Genomic DNA, 15,821 nt, shown 5'->3' on the forward strand with positions numbered 1-15,821 from the left:
TTGATCAAAAGCGACCGGTCTCTTTCTGGTTGTTCTTCGAAGGGTCCCAGCGCTGCGCCGGGGCCTTCTCGCCGCGCAGCTCCTCGAGCAGCGCCGTGACGGCATCCATGACGAGCGCGGTCGCAGTGACCAGCGCTTGGCCATCGAGCGGCTTGCCGCGGAACGCCGACAGGTCGACCGGGTCGCCGACCTTCACGTGGATTGTCTTGCGGGGGAAGAGACTGATGCGCTTGCCGTAGCGGGGCATCACGAGTTGCGTGCCCCAGTGGGCGATCGGAATGAGCGGGATGTCGGCTTCGAGCGCCATCCGCACCGCCCCGGCCTTGCCTCGCATCGGCCACATGTCGGGGTCACGGGTGAGCGAGCCCTCGGGGTAGATCACGACGGCGAGCCCGTCGTCCACGATCTTGCGTGCGGCGACGAGCGGGTCGTTGCCGCGCATGGCTCCGGCGCGCTCCACCGGGATCTGGCCGGAGGCGCGCAGCAGTGCGCCGAGCACCGGGTACTTGAACAGGCTCGCCTTGGCCAGGTACCTGGGCATCCGTCCGAGCTTCCACATCACGACGCCGATGACGACGGGGTCGATCTCGCTGTAGTGATTCGGCGACAGCACGAACGCGCCCGTTTTGGGCATTCTGTCGCCGTCGTGGATGCGATAGCGCGCCACGAGGTGCATGAACGGCAGCAGCAGAACGGCGAGGAACCTGAAGATCGGGGTCTTTTCAGACGTGTGCTGGGACAACTCAGCCTTCGTAGACGAAGTCGGCGCCGAGCGTCTCGAGCTTGTCGATGATGTGCTCGTACCCGCGACTGATGATGCCGATGTTGCTGATGACCGACTGGCCCTCGGCGCTCAGCGCCGCGATGAGGTGGCTGAACCCGCCACGCAGGTCGGGAACGTAGATGTTCGCGCCGTGCAGCTCCGTCGGGCCCGTAATCACGGCGGCCTGCTCGAAGTCGCGGCGGGCGACGCGGCGCGGGTGGTCGGGCAGCCCCTCCTTGTGCACGACGATCTGGGCGCCCATCTCGTTCAGGGCCTCGGTGAATCCGAAGCGGTTCTCGTAGACGGTTTCGTGCACGATCGACACGCCGTGCGCCTGGGTGAGAGCGACGATGAGCGGCTGCTGCCAGTCGGTCATGAACCCGGGGTGCACGTCCGTCTCGATGGTGACGGGCTTGAGGTCACCGCCCGGGTGCCAGAAGCGGATGCCGTCCTCCTGCACGTCGAACGCACCGCCGACCTTGCGGAAGACGTTGAGGAAGGCCATCATCTCGGTCTGGCGGGCCCCACCGACGAAGATATCGCCGTGGGTGACGAGTGCGGCCGCAGCCCAGCTCGCGACCTCGTTGCGGTCGAACAGGGCGCGGTGGTTGTACCCGTCGAGTCGTTCGACACCCTCGATCAGGATCACGCGGTTGGGTTCGACCGAGATGATCGCGCCCATCTTCTGCAGGATCGCGATGAGATCCATGATCTCGGGCTCGATGGCCGCGTTCTTGAGCTCGGTGGTTCCCGTGGCGAGCACCGCGGTCAGCAGCACCTGCTCGGTCGCCCCGACGCTCGGGTAGGGCAGCTCGATGTCGGCGCCCCTGAGCCCGTCCGGCGCGGTGAGGTGGATGCCCTCGAAGCCCTTCTCGATGACCGCACCGAACTGGCGCAGGGCGTCGAGGTGGAAGTCGATCGGGCGGTCGCCGATGCGGCATCCGCCGAGGTCCGGGATGCGGGCCTCGCCGAGTCGGTGCAGGAGGGGACCGCAGAACAGGATCGGGATGCGGCTGGCGCCCGCGTGCGCGTCGATCTCGGCGAAGTGCGCGCTCTCCACCCGGCTGGTGTCGAAGCTCAGCTCGCCGGGCGAGGGGCTCGTGACCTTGACCCCGTACACCTCGAGGAGCCCGCGAACGACTCCGACATCACTGATCTCGGGAACGCCCTTGAGCAGACTCGGCGTATCGCCCAGCAGCGCGGCGACCATGGCCTTGGTCGCGAGGTTCTTCGCTCCCCGCACCTCGATGCGCCCCTCGAGGCGCTTGCCCCCGTTGATGACGATCGAGTCCGATTTCAGGCCCACACGTGCTCCTGCCTTTTGGGCATCCGTGACGAGAGGAATCATGCATTACACCTGCGCTGACTTTTTAGTAGGGGAGGAATCACTTGGCGGGGAGGGTTCTCGGCCGCCAGGATTCCCGACGGTCCTCGAACTGGGTGATGCGCGCCTCGTCGCGCAGCGTAAGGCTGATGTCGTCGAGGCCTTCGAGCAGCCGCCAGCGAGTGTAGTCGTCGATCTGGAATCCGGTGGTGAAATCGCCGACGGTGACCGTCTTGGCTACGAGGTCGACCGTCGCCTCGATACCCGGCGACTGCTCGATGATCGCCCAGATCGTGGCGGCATCCGCCTCGCTGATCTCGCCCGCGAGGAGGCCCTGCTTGCCCGAGTTGCCCCGGAAGATATCGCCGAACCGAGGGCTCAGCACCGCAGCAAAGCCGAAGTCGCGCAGCGCCCAGACGGCGTGTTCACGGCTAGACCCGGTTCCGAAATCGGGGCCGGCGATGAGTACCTTCGCCCCCTGGAACTCTGGCCGGTTGAGCACGAATCCCGGATCCTGCCGCCACGCGTGGAATAGCGCGTCGTCGAACCCGGTCTTGGTGATCCGCTTGAGGAACACGGCGGGGATGATCTGGTCGGTGTCGACGTTCGACTCGGCGAGAGGCGCGGCGATCCCGGTGATGCTCAGAACCTTTTCCATCAGGCGTGCACCTCCTCGACGACGTCGGCGGGGCTTGAGAGGGTCCCGCGGATCGCGGTCGCCGCGGCGACGAGTGGGGAGACGAGGTGGGTGCGTCCGCCCTTGCCCTGGCGCCCCTCGAAGTTGCGGTTCGAGGTCGAGGCGCATCTCTCGCCGGGGGCGAGCTGGTCGGGATTCATTCCGAGGCACATCGAGCATCCGGCGAAACGCCATTCGGCGCCGAACTCGGTGACGATCTTGTCGATCCCCTCCGCCTCGGCTTCGATCCGCACGCGCGCCGATCCGGGCACGACCATGACGCGAACGCCATCGGCCTTCTTCTTGCCCTTGATGATCGAGGCGAAGGCGCGGAGGTCTTCGATGCGGCTGTTCGTGCAGGAGCCCATGAAGACCGCGTCGACGGCGATGTCCTTCATCGGGGTGCCGGGGGCCAGATCCATGTAGGCGAGGGCCCGTTCGGCGGCCGCGCGGTCGTTGTGGTCGGCTATCGCTGCGGGATCGGGGATGCTGTCGCTGAGCGAGACGCCCTGGCCGGGGTTCGTGCCCCAGGTGACGAATGGCTCGAGTTCGTCCGCGTCGAGGAACACCTCGGCGTCGAACACGGCATCCGCGTCGGTCGCGAGGGTCTCCCAATAGGCGACGGCGGCGTGCCAGTCGGCTCCGGTCGGCGCGTGCGGGCGCCCCTCCAGGTAGTCGTATGTCGTCTGGTCGGGCGCAATCATTCCCGCGCGCGCTCCGGCCTCGATCGACATGTTGCAGATCGTCATGCGGCCCTCCATCGAGAGGGCGCGGATGGCGCTGCCGCGGTACTCGAGCACGTAGCCCTGGCCGCCTCCCGTGCCGATCTTGGCGATGACCGCGAGGATGATGTCCTTCGCGGTGACGCCAGAGCGCAGCGTTCCCTCGACGGTGATGGCCATCGTCTTGAACGGCGTGAGGGGCAGGGTCTGGGTTGCAAGCACGTGCTCGACCTCACTCGTGCCGATACCGAATGCCATCGCGCCGAAGGCGCCGTGTGTCGAGGTGTGCGAGTCGCCGCAGACGACGGTGATGCCCGGCATCGTCAGGCCGAGCTGCGGGCCGACGACGTGCACGATTCCCTGCTCGATGTCACCGAGCGAGTGCAGGCGCACCCCGAACTCGGCGGCGTTGTTGCGAAGGGTCTCGATCTGCGTACGGCTGGTGAGGTCGGCAATCGGCTTGTCGATGTCGAGCGTGGGGGTGTTGTGGTCTTCTGTCGCGATCGTCAGGTCGGGCCGGCGCACCGGGCGACCGGCGAGGCGCAATCCCTCGAACGCCTGCGGGCTGGTGACTTCGTGGAGAAGGTGGAGGTCGATGTACAGGAGGTCGGGGTTGCCGTCGGCACCTTCGACGACCAAATGGTCGTCCCATACCTTTTCTGCCAGGGTCCTGCCCACTGTTCCACCTTTCAGTCGCGATGAGCGCGTGCGCTCAATCTCGTTATTCTACGTGCCGGGCATCCGACGAGGCACGCTGGACGATTCCTCGCACATAAACTGGGGTCGATGCGCACCACAATCGCGCGCCGACATTCGCCCACAAGGCCAGTCACACAGGAGCAGTTCAATGACGATCACCACGCCCATTTCCGTTTCAGGCGCCCTCGACGGAATCGATCTCACCCACGAGCGCGTGCTCGTGACCACCGGACCTCGCTCCGGTCTCGTCGTCATCGTCGCCGTGCACTCGACCGCCCTCGGGCAGGCGCTCGGCGGCGCGCGCATGTGGCAGTACGAGAACTGGACCGATGCCCTCGCCGACGCCCTCCGCCTCTCTGCGGCGATGACCCTGAAGAACGCCGCGGCCGGCCTCGCCCTCGGCGGCGGCAAGTCGGTCATCCACATCCCCACGGGAACCGTCTTGACCTCCGCGCAGAAGCGCGACGCGATGCTCGACCTCGGCGATGCGATCGAGAGCCTGAACGGCGCCTACATGACCGCCGAAGACGTCGGCACGAGCGCCGAACTGATGTCTATCGTCGCCGAGCGAACCGACCACGTCTGCGGCTTGCCCGCCGACCGCGGCGGAGTGGGCGAGCCGGCGGATGCGACCGCGGCCGGCGTCTACGCGGCCATCCTCGCGACGGTGGAGGCCCTGTTCGGGTCCAGGGAGATCGCCGGCCGCCACCTCGTCATCTCCGGCCTTGGACAGGTCGGCGGACGTTTGGCCCGCGCCCTCGCCGCCGCCGGCGCGCGCCTCACGGTCACCGATGTGAACCTCGCCACGCAGAAGCTCGCTGCCGAGATCGGTGCGGAGTGGGTCGACGTCGACTCGGTCCACACGGTCGAGGCCGATCTCTTCGTGCCGTGCGGCCTCGGCGGTGTGCTGAGCGAGCGCGTGATCTCGGAGCTGCGGGTGCTCGGCGTCGTGGGCGCCGCGAACAACCAGCTCGCCCACCGCAGCGGCGCGGCGCTGCTCGACGCTCGCGGCATCCTCTGGGCGCCCGACTTCGTCGTCAACGCGGGCGGCGTCATCTACCTCTCGATGGCCTCGGTGCACGGCGCCGACCTCGACGCGGTCTCCCGCCGGGTCGACGCGATCGGCGACACGGTCTCGGCGATCCTGTCGAGCTCGCGCGAGCAGGGCATCACCACGCTCGAGGCCGCGGAGCGCCTGTCGGCGGAGCGCCTCGGCGCGGCGATCTGAGGCCAGGGCCCTGACCGGCTCCCCGGTCGCCAAAGTCGTAATCCACCCCACTCTGCTGCCAGAACTGGCCAGAAAGCGGGGCTCAGCGCTCCGAATCCGACTCTGGCGACACATGCATCCGCCGCACGACGCTCACCTACGCCGAGTACAGAGTAATGGTCGCTGACAGAGCACGATCAGCGACCACTACTCCGTAGTCGCCACACATAGCGACACGGCGGGCCGGAAACCACAGTGCACAGGTCCCAACCCGACTCTGGCGACACATGCATCCGCCGCACGACGCTCACCTACGCCGAGTACAGAGTAATGGTCGCTGACAGAGCGCGATCAGCGACCACTACTCCGTAGTCGCCACACATAGCGACACGGCGGGCCGGAAACCACAGTGCACAGGTCCCAATCCGACTCTGGCGACACATGCATCCGCCGCACGACGCTCACCTACGCCGAGTACAGAGTAATGGTCGCTTACAGAGCGCGATCAGCGACCACTACTCCGTAGTCGCCACACATAGCGACACGGCGGGCCGGATCCGGGCAACCGGGTCCTCCGAGCGGCACCGCGCGCCATCCAGAGGGGCGGGGCGGCAGTGGTTGGGGTGCGGGGCGCGGCGGGTGACGGCTAGTGGCAGCCCACAATCCGCCAGGCTACTTCGTGACGTCGGCGAGGCGCTTGCGCTCGTCGCGCGACGACTTCCCCAGGCTCGCGACGGTCGCGACTGCCATCGCCCCGACGATGACGCCGAGCGAGGTGAACGTGCCGATTTCCGGCGCCCACTCGATGCCTTCGCCGCCGTTGATGAACGGGAGCTCGTTGACGTGCATCGCGTGCAGCACGAGCTTGACGCCGATGAACGCGAGGATGAACGCGATCCCGTAGTGCAGGTAGACGAGGCGCTCGAGCAGACCGCCGAGCATGAAGTAGAGCTGGCGCAGGCCCATCAGGGCGAAGATGTTGGCCGTGAACACGATGAACGGGCTCTGCGTGATGCCGAAGATTGCCGGGATCGAGTCGAGGGCGAACAGCAGGTCGGTCGACCCGATTGCCAGGAACACGATGAGCATCGGGGTGAACACCTTGCGGCCGTCGATGTTCACGCGGATCTTCGCTCCGTGGTACTCCGGCGTCGTCGCGACGCGCTTCTTGATCATTCGGATGAAGAAGTTGTCGGTCGCCTCGGTGGCGTTGTCCTCCTCATGGAAGGCCTGCTTCCACGCGGTGTAGAGCAGGAACGCGCCGAAGATGTAGAAGATCCAGCTGAAGTTCTCGATCAGCTGTGCGCCGAGCAGGATGAAGATGCCGCGCAGGATCAGCGCAATGACGATTCCGATCATGAGCACCTCCTGCTGCAGCTTCGGCGGCACGGCGAACCTCGCCATGATGATGACGAAGACGAAGAGGTTGTCGATGCTGAGGGAGTATTCGGTGAGCCACCCGGCCACGAACTGGCCCGCGTACTCGCCGCCCGCCAGGATCAGCATCAGCAGTGCGAACACCAGCGCGAGTGAGACGTAGAACGCGACCCAGAGGCTCGACTCCTTGAGCGACGGAACGTGCGGGCGCCGGATGACGAGCAGCAGGTCGATCGTGAGGATCACGAGCAGCACGACGATCGAGATAACCTCGAACGCGAGCGGAAGTTGGGTGAGTTCCACGAGGAACCTTTCACTGTCAGGGGGAGCGCGCACGCCGGTAAGACCGAAAGTCTCTCCCGTGACGGCCAGAGGGCCATCACCACCGCAACCGGGGCCTCGACTCTGCTGCCCGTGCTGACGACTGCGGCAAACTGGGATACTCCCCTTCGCGCCCTAAAGGATAGCCGAGGATGCGTGGGGCTGGCCTCTGCCGGGCTGCTACCACCCGACAACCCGCGTCAGGAGCGGCCGCAACAATCCTCTGGCAACCCGGTGAGCAGGACTTTCGTCCGTGGGGAACGGCGCTCGCTCGGCGTAGCTTCTCGTCCTTCAACTTCACACGAGCGCCGACGACCTGCGCGCGGCGGCCAGGCGCCGACTCAAGGCCAAGCACGACTTCTGGACCTATGTTGGCATCTGGGGTGCCGTCTCGGTGCTGCTGCCCGCGATCTGGTTCTTCACGACCCCCATGGCGTACTTCTGACCCGTCTGGCCGATCTTCGGCGTGGGCATCGCGGCGATGTTCATCGGTCTCGACGCCTACGGGCCGGGGCGGCGTTACTACACTGAGGCCGATGTCGACGCGGAGATCGCGCGGATGACCGGCCACTCGAAGGAGCGCGGCTTCTGACGCCTACCGCCCTGCGAGAGGGAAGGCGGATGCGCGCGCGGGCTCGCGGGTCAGTGTCCTCGGCGCTCGTTCTGGCGTTTGTCGTGGCCGGATGCGCGGTGACAGGTTCGGCTCCCCTCGCGGCTCCTTCGCCCTCGGCTCCTTCCCCGACGGCCGGCCCGGCCTCCTTGCCGGAGGGCATCTCGGTGAGCGTGCTCCAGACCCGTGCCGACCTGCCACAGCGGCGTCTCGAGATCTCGATCACGAACGAGACCGAGGTCGCCGTCGTCGTCACGGGAGCTCGGACTGCTCGTCGATCGTCCCGCAGCACCTGGTGCGCGTCAGCTTCGGGCAGGGCGGCCCCAAGGTGGCCCAGGTGGTCCCGCTCGACCGCTTCGATCGCCTACCCGCTCTCCGCGCCCAAGACTGCCTCGCGCAGTCCGTCGAGAAGATCGCCGCCATCGCTCTGACGGGGCCGCTCGGAACCGACGTGGTCGGTGGCACCCTGGTCGGCTCGCTCACGCTGCAGATCGTGCCGACCGGAGCATCCGGGTCCCTGGCTATCGGCTCGATAGGCGGTGCGATCCTGATAGCGCTTGCCGATCCACTATCCGGAGCGATCATCGAATCGAGGAGTCTGAACCTCGAGGTCGACGCCGCTGGCATACCGGGCTCGATCAGGGTCGTCTTCGTGCCCAACCGCTGCGACCCGCCTACGCGTTCCTCCTGGAGTCTTGCGTCTTGGCGGGGTAGGAAGCCGGGCACAGGGCGACACTGAGCCGACCGGCTTCCGCCCGCCCCTCGACATCCTCCGACTGGTCAAGCTTCAGCTCGAGGGGAACGTCGAGGCTCAGGCTCGGCCGGCGACCGCCGACGCCAGAAAAAAGGCCCGGATACCAATGAATTATTGGTATCCGGGCAATTGTGACCCCAACGGGATTCGAACCCGTGTTACCGCCGTGAGAGGGCAGCGTACTAGGCCGCTATACGATGGGGCCGTAGTAGACAACTCAACGAGTATGCCATAACTCGAGGGGCTGCACCAACCGAGCGCGCCCCGGCGCGTCAGGCGAGGATCGTCAGGGCGCCGGGCACGACCTGCAGGTCGAGCGGCAGCTCACCGACCCGCTCCCCGTCGGCGTAGGCGACGACCCCGTCGGCCGCGATCCGCACGTGGGCGGCACGGCGCACTCGCACGCGCGGGTCGCGGATGTGAGTTCCGGAGAACACCGAGGGGAAGATTCTCAGCAGCTGGAACCGGTTCACCGGGTCGAGCGTCACGACGTCGAACAGGCCGTCGTCCAGCCGCGCGTCGGGCGCTACCCGCATCCCTCCCCCGAACGACACGTTGTTGCCGACGGCGATGAGGATCGCATCCTGGCTCGAGCGCACGCCGTCGAGCTCGAGCCCGTAGCGGATCGGCGCCAGCGTCACGAGCTCCCGGAGCAGCGCGACGATGTAACGGCTCTTGCCCTTCGGCCGGCGCATCCGGTTCGCGCGTTCGTTGACCTTCGCGTCGAATCCGCCGGAGAGCACGCATGCGAACCAGCGGATGCTGCCGTCGGCACGCGTGATGAGTCCCGCGTCGATCGTGCGCGGCGGCAGCTCGAGCGCAGCGACGAGGCGGTCGATGGCGGCCTCGGCGTCATCGACGGGAATGTCGAGCCCACGCGCCATGTCATTGCCGGTGCCCGACGGCACGATGCCGAGGGGGATGCCGGTTTGCGCGGTGAGGTTCGCTCCGAAACCGACCATACCGTCGCCGCCCACCACGACGAGGGCGTCAGGGGGGTCGGCGAGCGCCGCCGCCGTAACCTCGAGGAGTCGCGAGAAGTTCGCCTCGCTCAGGCTCGTGACGTCGTGTCCGCGGGCTCGGAGCGCAGCCACGACGGCAGGCCCGACGCCGCCCTTCGACCCGAATGCGGCGGCCGGATTGATCGCGACGACGATTCTCTTCGGCGCCGTCTCCACGAGATCAACAGTAGGGGCGACCCGACCCCTTCGACGCCATGGGGCCCGAGCGTAGGATTCCGACATGAAGCTCACCAAACGCGAACACTCCTGCCTCGTGCTCGAACAGGCCGGCGAGACGCTCATCGTCGACCCCGGCTCCTTCACCCTGCCGCTCAGCGACGCGCGCGACGTCATCGCGATCGTGATTACGCACGAGCACGCCGACCACTGGACCCCGGAGCAACTCAGGCGCATCCTCGAGGTCAATTCCGACGCGCAGATCTTCGGCCCGGCCGGCGTCGTGAAGGCCGCCGAGGAGTTCGAGGTCACAGAGGTGAACGCCGGCGATACCCACGTGGCCGGTCCGTTCACGCTGCGCTTCTTCGGCGGCTCGCATGCGGAGATTCACCGGTCGATCCCGATCGTGGACAACGTCGGGGTGCTCGTCAACGACGAGCTGTACTACGCCGGCGACTCCTTCACTATCCCGGAGGGCGTCGCTGTTGGCACGCTCGCGGTTCCGGCTGGCGCACCGTGGTTGAAGATCAGCGAGGTGATGGATTACGTCGACACGGTGAAGCCCCGGCGTAGTTTCCCCGTGCATGAGATGGTGCTGTCGGTCGCCGGCAAGAAGATGTCGAACGCCAGGATCGCAACCGTCACAGAGCAGCACGGCGGCACGTTCGTCCCGCTGGAGCCCGGGGAGTCGATCGACCTGTAGCCGCGGATGCGCGCGTAGATCCACAGACACCGTCGATCACCCCGCCGGGTTCGCCCCCGGCCTCGTCGCGACCGCGAGCAGCTCGAGCACGTGCTGGTACTCACGGCCGGTCGCGCGGGTCATGCCGAGCTCGCAGGTGCGGTTGCACGACGCGTGGGCCTCGCTGTCCGCGTCGCGCACCTGCTCGGCCTGCACGCGTGTTGCCGACTCGGTGAGTTCCGGATGCAGCATCCCCCGGTCTCCCGCGAACGCGCAGCATCCCCAGTCCTCGGGCACCCGCACGCTTTCGGCCACCTCGGCCGCGACCTCGGCGAGGTGCCCGTTGGTGCCGAGCCGGGTGGAGGAGCAGGTCGGATGCAGTGAGAGCGACTCGATCCGCTCGTGCGGTGGCAGGCCGGGCAGCACCCGCGTGGCGACAAACTCGACGGCGTCGACGATAGTCAGGGCCGAGCCGGACGGGGTCGCCGCGATCGACTGGAGCAGGCCCTCGGTGCACGAGGACGCGTCGCACACGACGGGCAGCTCTCCCCCGCGGGTCGCCGTGAGCAGGGCAGCGACCGTGCGCTCCTGCATCCGGGATCCGCCGTCGGCTAGCCCCTTCGACGACCACGGGGTGCCGCAACAGAGCCCATCGATCTCGGTCGGCACGAGCAGGGTGATGCCAGCCCGCTCGCACAGCTCCTCGAAGCTCGCCTGGATGCCGGGGCTTCCGTCTGCGGGCCCGAACATCGTTCCCACGCAGGCCGGCAGATAGACGGCATCCGGCGCACCGGTCGGGGCCGGACGACGCCTCGACGTGCCACCACGCGGGAGCTCGTCGGAGTACAGCGGCACGCGGTCTGTGCCCAGCACCGCGCGCGCCGCCGCATTGGGCGCAGCGAGCAGGCCGATCGGCACGCGGTCGACGACGCTGAGCGCGGCCGCGGCACCGCGGGTGACGACACCCCAATGGGTGGCCGCCTGCGCCCACAGGGCTTTCTCGATGCGGTTGTTGTCCTGCTCGCGCAGCCGCTTGACGAGGCTGCCCGTGTTGATGAGCACCGGGCAGGCGGTCTGGCACATGCCGTCGACGGCGCATGTCTGCACGGACTCGTAGACGGAGTCCTTCTCCAGCTCGGCGACGAGCGCCGAGTCGCCGTCGAGCTCGGCCTGCGCGATGGCCCGCCTCGTCACGATGCGCTGGCGCGGGGTGAGGGTTACGTTGCGGCTGGGGCACACCGGTTCGCAATACCCACACTCGACACAGGTGTCGACTTCGGCCTCGACCGGCGGAGACGACTTGATCGAGGTCACGTGCGCGTTCGGATCGTCGCTCAGCAGCACGCCGGGGTTCAGCAGGCCGCCGGGGTCGCACAGCGACTTGACCTCGCGCATGACGTCGTAGAGCTCGTCTCCGTATTGGCGGCGCACGAACGGCGCCATGACGCGCCCCGTTCCGTGTTCGGCCTTGAGCGATCCGCCCGCCCCGAGCACGAGCTCGACGAGGTCCTCGGTGAAGGCGCCGAAGCGGGAGAGGGACTTCTCCCCCACAAACGTGTCGGTGAGCATGAAGTGCACGTTGCCGTCTTTGGCGTGGCCGAAGATGACGCTGTTCTCGTAGGAGTACGTGCCGAAGAGCCCGATGAGCGTCTCGCAGGTTCCCGCGAGCGCGTCGACGGGGACCACCACGTCCTCGAGCAGGGCGACGGTGCCGGGGGGCCTCGCCCCGGCGACGGTCGCGTAGAGGCCCTTGCGCAGGTGCCACAGCGCGGCCCGCGCCGCAGCATCCGTCGACAGCGCGGTCGCCACGTCGAGCGGAAGTTTGGCGAGCAGGCCGGTGCCAGCGGTCGTGAACCGCTCGAGCTCTGCGGCGCTCTCGCCCTGGTACTCGAGCAACAGCGCGGCGTGCTTGTCGATGCGCAGGTCCCGCAGTTGGGCTGGGGCGTCGGCGCCGGACTGGCCGACCTGCAGTGACAGCGCATCCATGAGCTCGACGGTTGCCGCTCCCGTGTCAACGAGCGCGGGCAGAGCACTGTTCGCGGCGAGGAGGTCGTCGAACACGAGCAGCGCGGTGGCAGCGAATTTCTTCAGCGGAACAGTGCGGAACACGGCCTCCGCGACGAAACCGAGAGTGCCCTCGCTACCGACGATGAGGTGGGCGAGCATGTCGACCGGGCGCTCGAAGTCGAGGAACGAGTTGAGGCCGTAGCCCATCGTGTTCTTCATCGAGAACTGGTGGCGGATGAGCGCGACGGATGCCGCGTTCTGCCGCACCCGCGCGGCGAGACGCACCAGGCCGGCGTGCAGCACCGGCTCGAGGGCGCGCAGGCGGGCGTCGGCGTCGACCTCGGCGGTATCGATCACGGTGCCGCTCGGCAGCACTATAAGTAACGACTCGAGGGTCTGGTAGGCGTTGTCGACCGTGCCGCAGGCCATGCCGCTCGAGTTGTTGGCGATCACGCCGCCGATCGTGCAGGCGATCTCGCTTGCGGGGTCGGGGCCGAACTTGCGGCCGAACCGTGCGAGCCGGGCGTTGAGGGCGCGCACGGTCACACCGGGCTGCACGCGCACCCTGGCGCCGCCGTCGAGCACCTCGACGCGGGTGAAGTTGCGGCGCACATCGACGAGGATGCCGTCGGTGATGGCCTGCCCCGACAGGCTTGTGCCACCCGAGCGGAAGGTGAGCGGTACCCCCTGCGCGGCGCTCGACCGCATCAGGCGGCCGACCTCCTCGGCGTCCGCGGCGACCACGACCGCCTGCGGAATGAGCAGGAAGTGCGAGGCGTCGTGGGCGAGGGCGTAACGGTCGATTGCGCGGGAGGTGACGCGGGTGGGGTCGGCCACGCTCCCCCGCAGGGCCTCGAGCACCGAGGCGGATGCCGCTTGCGCGCCGATCGCCGACTCCGCTGCCGCCGGCGCGGCCACGGTCGTCACGGCACCATCCATCCGAGCACGGGGCCCGCCTGCAGCACGATGATGATGGTGAGGAAGGCGAGCAGCCCGAGGCTCCAGCCGATGAGCTTGCGGAACAGCTCCCCCTCGGAGCCGACCATGCCCACCGCGGCGGCAGCGACGGCCAGGTTCTGAACGGAGAGCATCTTGCCGAGCACGCCCGCAGAGGAGTTCGCGGCGGCCATCAGCACCGGGTCAAGCCCGACCTGACGGGCCGCGGTGACCTGGAGCAGGCCAAAGAGCGAGTTTGAGGAGGTGTCCGATCCGGTGAGGGCGACACCGAACCAGCCGATCACCGGCGAGAGCAGCACGAACAGTCCGCCGGTCGCGGCGAGCCCGAAGCCGAGGCTCGCGGTCTGGCCGGAGAGGTTCATGACGAAGGAGAGGGCGAGTACGACCGTGACGGTGAGGATCGTCCACTTGAGCTGCACGATCGTGTCGCGGTAGGCCCGGACCGCATCGCGCAGGCCGACCCGGTACAGCGCCATCGTGACGATTCCCGAGAAGAACAGCAGCGTGCCGGTCGCCTTGAGGTGGTCGAGCTTGAAGGTCATGGCCGGGGCGGGTGCGCCGCTCGCGTCGACGACATCAAGTCCGGGCCACTGGAAGACGACCGAGCCGACCTCGGCGAGCCAGGTCTTCACCGCGGGAATCTGGGCTACCGAGAAGATCGCCATGATTGCGAGGTAGGGCGCGAGGGCCATCCACACGGACTGGGGTCCCGTCCGCTGGGCGACGGGGATGCTGGAAGCCTCGGTGGCGGTGGCGAGCGCCACGCCGCCACCGATCGTCTCGGTGCTGCGCGGGGCGATGCCGCTGCGGATGCTCTCGGCGGCAGCGGCTTCGGCGCGGGTCTGCACGACGACGTCGCCGTCGACGCCCAGCCCGACGATCTCCTTCGGCTGCCAGAAGCGCAGCATGACGAGCACAGCGGCGACAGTGGCGACCGCAGCGACAACGTCGGTGAGCTCGACTGCGAAGTAGTTGGAGGTCACGAACTGGGCGAGACCGAAGACGAAACCGGCGACGAGCGCGACGGGCCAGGTCTGGCGCACCCCGCGCTTGCCGTCGACGACGAAGACGAGAACGAGGGGGATGAGGATCGCGACGAACGGCGTCTGGCGGCCGGCCATGGCGGCGAGGTCCTCGATCGGCAGTCCCGTGACGCCGGAGAGGGTGATGATCGGGGCGGCCATGGCGCCGAAGGCGACGGGGGCGGTGTTGGCGAGCAGCGAGACGACGGCGGCGCGGATGGGCTTCATGCCCGCGGCGAGCAGCATCGCGGCGGAGATGGCCACCGGTGCCCCGAACCCGGCGAGCGACTCGAGCAGCGCCCCGAAGCAGAATGCGACGAGGATCGAGAGGATGCGGAGGTCGGGCGAGATCGCACGGATCGTGCGCCCGAGAACCTCGAACCAGCCGGTGACGACCGTGAGCTTGTAGATCCAGAGGGCGTTCACGAGGATCCACAGGATCGGGAAGAGGCCGTAGAAGGCGCCTTCGGCGGTCGCGCTCAGAAGCTGGGTCACCGGCATCCGCCAACCGAAGACGGCGAGCGCCATAGCGACCGCGAGGCTGACGAGGGCGGCGTAGGCGGCCTTCATCTTGAACACACCCAGAAGGATGAAGAGCGCCGCGAGCGGCAAGGCGGCGACGGTGGCGGAGACCGCCAGCGAACCGAGAATCGGATCAAGAACCTGCTCGAACATACGAACTCCGCACTGAGTCATGCACGGCTCCAGCACCGCGGCTTCCACTGATTGTTATACAAGTACGCAATGCTGTCAAGCATTCTTTGCTCGTTGCGTGTCAAAATGGTGGTCACTGGTCGAAAGGAAGCCTCATGGTCGTACGGATCGTCACGAAGTCCGCCGTTGAGGCAATCGGCGCCGATCTGCGCGGGCGGCTCTTCTCGGGCGACCTGGGGCAGGATGCGGTGCTCACCGAGTCGGAGGTCGCCGCGACCTACGAAGTCGCCCGCCCAACTGCGAAGGCGGCAATCGAGAAGCTCGTCGCCGAGGGGCTGCTCGTGCGCGGCGCCAACAAGTCGGCTCGCGTACCGGTACTCGGCCCGGAGGACGTGCGAGACATCTACCGTTCCCGCGCCTACCTCGAGAGCGAGGTGCTGCGGCGCCTCGCCAGTGTGCGAGCCATTCCGGAGGGCGCGGCTCAGGCGAACGCCGACATCGCCGTTGCTGCTGGTTCCCCCGTCGGTATCGTCGAGCCGGACATGCGGTTCCACATGTGCCTCGTCGACGCGCTGGGCAGCCCGCGCACGAGCCGGATGTATCGCTCCCTGGTCTCCGAGGTGCACCTGTGCATGAGCCAGGTGCAGGGGCGCGAGCTTTTGCCGGCCGGGCTGATCCACGACGAGCACGCCCGCCTGCTCGAGCTCGTCGCTGCCGGCGACGGCGAGGCGGCTGTCGCCCTGCTGGAAGAACACCTCGGCAGAGCGAGAGAGCTACTCGCGGAGGCGGTCGGCGGCGTCGCCGGCCCCGAGGCGAGCGTTCCGTCGGCACTTCTGCCCTGAGCCGGCCCAGCGCGGCCTGGCGCTCG

Annotated in this window: 13 protein-coding genes and 1 tRNA gene; 5 read left to right on the forward strand and 9 right to left on the reverse strand. The window is 67.8% G+C overall.

Features of this window, described 5'->3' with window-relative positions; translation table 11 throughout:
• Nucleotides 1-4 precede the first annotated feature (4 nt).
• The 4 genes from BHD05_RS14830 to leuC are packed head-to-tail and all read right to left on the reverse strand — an operon-like array spanning nt 5 to nt 4,163.
• Nucleotides 5-742 (reverse strand): lysophospholipid acyltransferase family protein, encoded by a 738-nt coding sequence (locus BHD05_RS14830; RefSeq protein ID WP_418763818.1) that lies wholly within the window; start codon nt 740-742, stop codon nt 5-7.
• Between the two features lies 1 nt (nt 743).
• Nucleotides 744-2,111, reverse strand: a complete 1,368-nt coding sequence (murA, locus tag BHD05_RS14835; RefSeq protein ID WP_161887114.1) for a UDP-N-acetylglucosamine 1-carboxyvinyltransferase — start codon at nt 2,109-2,111, stop codon at nt 744-746.
• Nucleotides 2,112-2,148: 37 nt separating this feature from the next.
• Nucleotides 2,149-2,745, reverse strand: coding sequence for a 3-isopropylmalate dehydratase small subunit (leuD, locus tag BHD05_RS14840; RefSeq protein ID WP_161887115.1), 597 nt, complete (start codon nt 2,743-2,745; stop codon nt 2,149-2,151).
• Nucleotides 2,745-4,163 carry a 3-isopropylmalate dehydratase large subunit gene (leuC, locus tag BHD05_RS14845; RefSeq protein WP_161887116.1) on the reverse strand — a complete coding sequence of 473 codons (1,419 nt, stop codon included), beginning with the start codon at nt 4,161-4,163 and terminating at the stop codon, nt 2,745-2,747. The genes leuD and leuC overlap by 1 nt, the downstream gene beginning before the upstream one ends.
• Nucleotides 4,164-4,332: 169 nt before the next feature.
• Here leuC and BHD05_RS14850 point away from each other — a divergent pair, with 169 nt between their 5' ends.
• Entirely contained in the window at nt 4,333-5,412 is a 1,080-nt protein-coding gene (locus BHD05_RS14850; protein WP_161887117.1) for a Glu/Leu/Phe/Val dehydrogenase family protein, read from the forward strand.
• Nucleotides 5,413-6,063: 651 nt separating this feature from the next.
• Here the strand turns inward: BHD05_RS14850 and BHD05_RS14855 are convergent.
• Nucleotides 6,064-7,071, reverse strand: coding sequence for a TerC family protein (locus BHD05_RS14855; RefSeq protein ID WP_161887118.1), 1,008 nt, complete (start codon nt 7,069-7,071; stop codon nt 6,064-6,066).
• A 484-nt stretch (nt 7,072-7,555) separates the two neighbouring features.
• Here BHD05_RS14855 and BHD05_RS16060 point away from each other — a divergent pair, with 484 nt between their 5' ends.
• A complete protein-coding gene (locus BHD05_RS16060; protein ID WP_257792093.1) occupies nt 7,556-7,681 on the forward strand; it encodes a hypothetical protein in 126 nt (41 codons plus the stop codon).
• A gap of 355 nt (nt 7,682-8,036) precedes the next feature.
• A complete protein-coding gene (locus tag BHD05_RS14860) occupies nt 8,037-8,438 on the forward strand; it encodes a hypothetical protein (RefSeq protein WP_161887119.1) in 402 nt (133 codons plus the stop codon).
• A 147-nt stretch (nt 8,439-8,585) separates the two neighbouring features.
• Here BHD05_RS14860 and BHD05_RS14865 read toward each other — a convergent pair.
• Together BHD05_RS14865 and BHD05_RS14870 are read right to left on the reverse strand one after the other, a co-directional pair.
• A tRNA-Glu gene (locus tag BHD05_RS14865) sits at nt 8,586-8,658 on the reverse strand.
• A 67-nt stretch (nt 8,659-8,725) separates the two neighbouring features.
• Nucleotides 8,726-9,631 (reverse strand): diacylglycerol kinase family protein, encoded by a 906-nt coding sequence (locus BHD05_RS14870; RefSeq protein WP_161887120.1) that lies wholly within the window; start codon nt 9,629-9,631, stop codon nt 8,726-8,728.
• Nucleotides 9,632-9,695: 64 nt separating this feature from the next.
• On the opposite strand from BHD05_RS14870, the gene BHD05_RS14875 reads away from it, so the two are divergent.
• Entirely contained in the window at nt 9,696-10,334 is a 639-nt protein-coding gene (locus tag BHD05_RS14875) for an MBL fold metallo-hydrolase (RefSeq protein WP_161887121.1), read from the forward strand.
• A gap of 36 nt (nt 10,335-10,370) precedes the next feature.
• Here the strand turns inward: BHD05_RS14875 and BHD05_RS14880 are convergent, their stop codons facing one another.
• Together BHD05_RS14880 and BHD05_RS14885 are read right to left on the reverse strand one after the other, a co-directional pair.
• The gene (locus BHD05_RS14880) at nt 10,371-13,238 is read right to left on the reverse strand and encodes an FAD-binding and (Fe-S)-binding domain-containing protein (RefSeq protein WP_418763848.1); all 2,868 of its coding nucleotides are present in this window, start codon (nt 13,236-13,238) and stop codon (nt 10,371-10,373) included.
• A 5-nt stretch (nt 13,239-13,243) separates the two neighbouring features.
• Nucleotides 13,244-14,974, reverse strand: a complete 1,731-nt coding sequence (locus BHD05_RS14885) for an L-lactate permease (protein WP_161887586.1) — start codon at nt 14,972-14,974, stop codon at nt 13,244-13,246.
• A 134-nt stretch (nt 14,975-15,108) separates the two neighbouring features.
• Between BHD05_RS14885 and BHD05_RS14890 the strand changes: the two genes are divergently transcribed.
• Nucleotides 15,109-15,795, forward strand: a complete 687-nt coding sequence (locus BHD05_RS14890; protein WP_161887123.1) for a GntR family transcriptional regulator — start codon at nt 15,109-15,111, stop codon at nt 15,793-15,795.
• The last annotated feature ends 26 nt before the right edge of the window (nt 15,796-15,821 follow it).

The organism is Marisediminicola antarctica, assembly GCF_009930795.1.
GTDB classification, from domain to species: Bacteria; Actinomycetota; Actinomycetes; order Actinomycetales; family Microbacteriaceae; genus Marisediminicola; species Marisediminicola antarctica.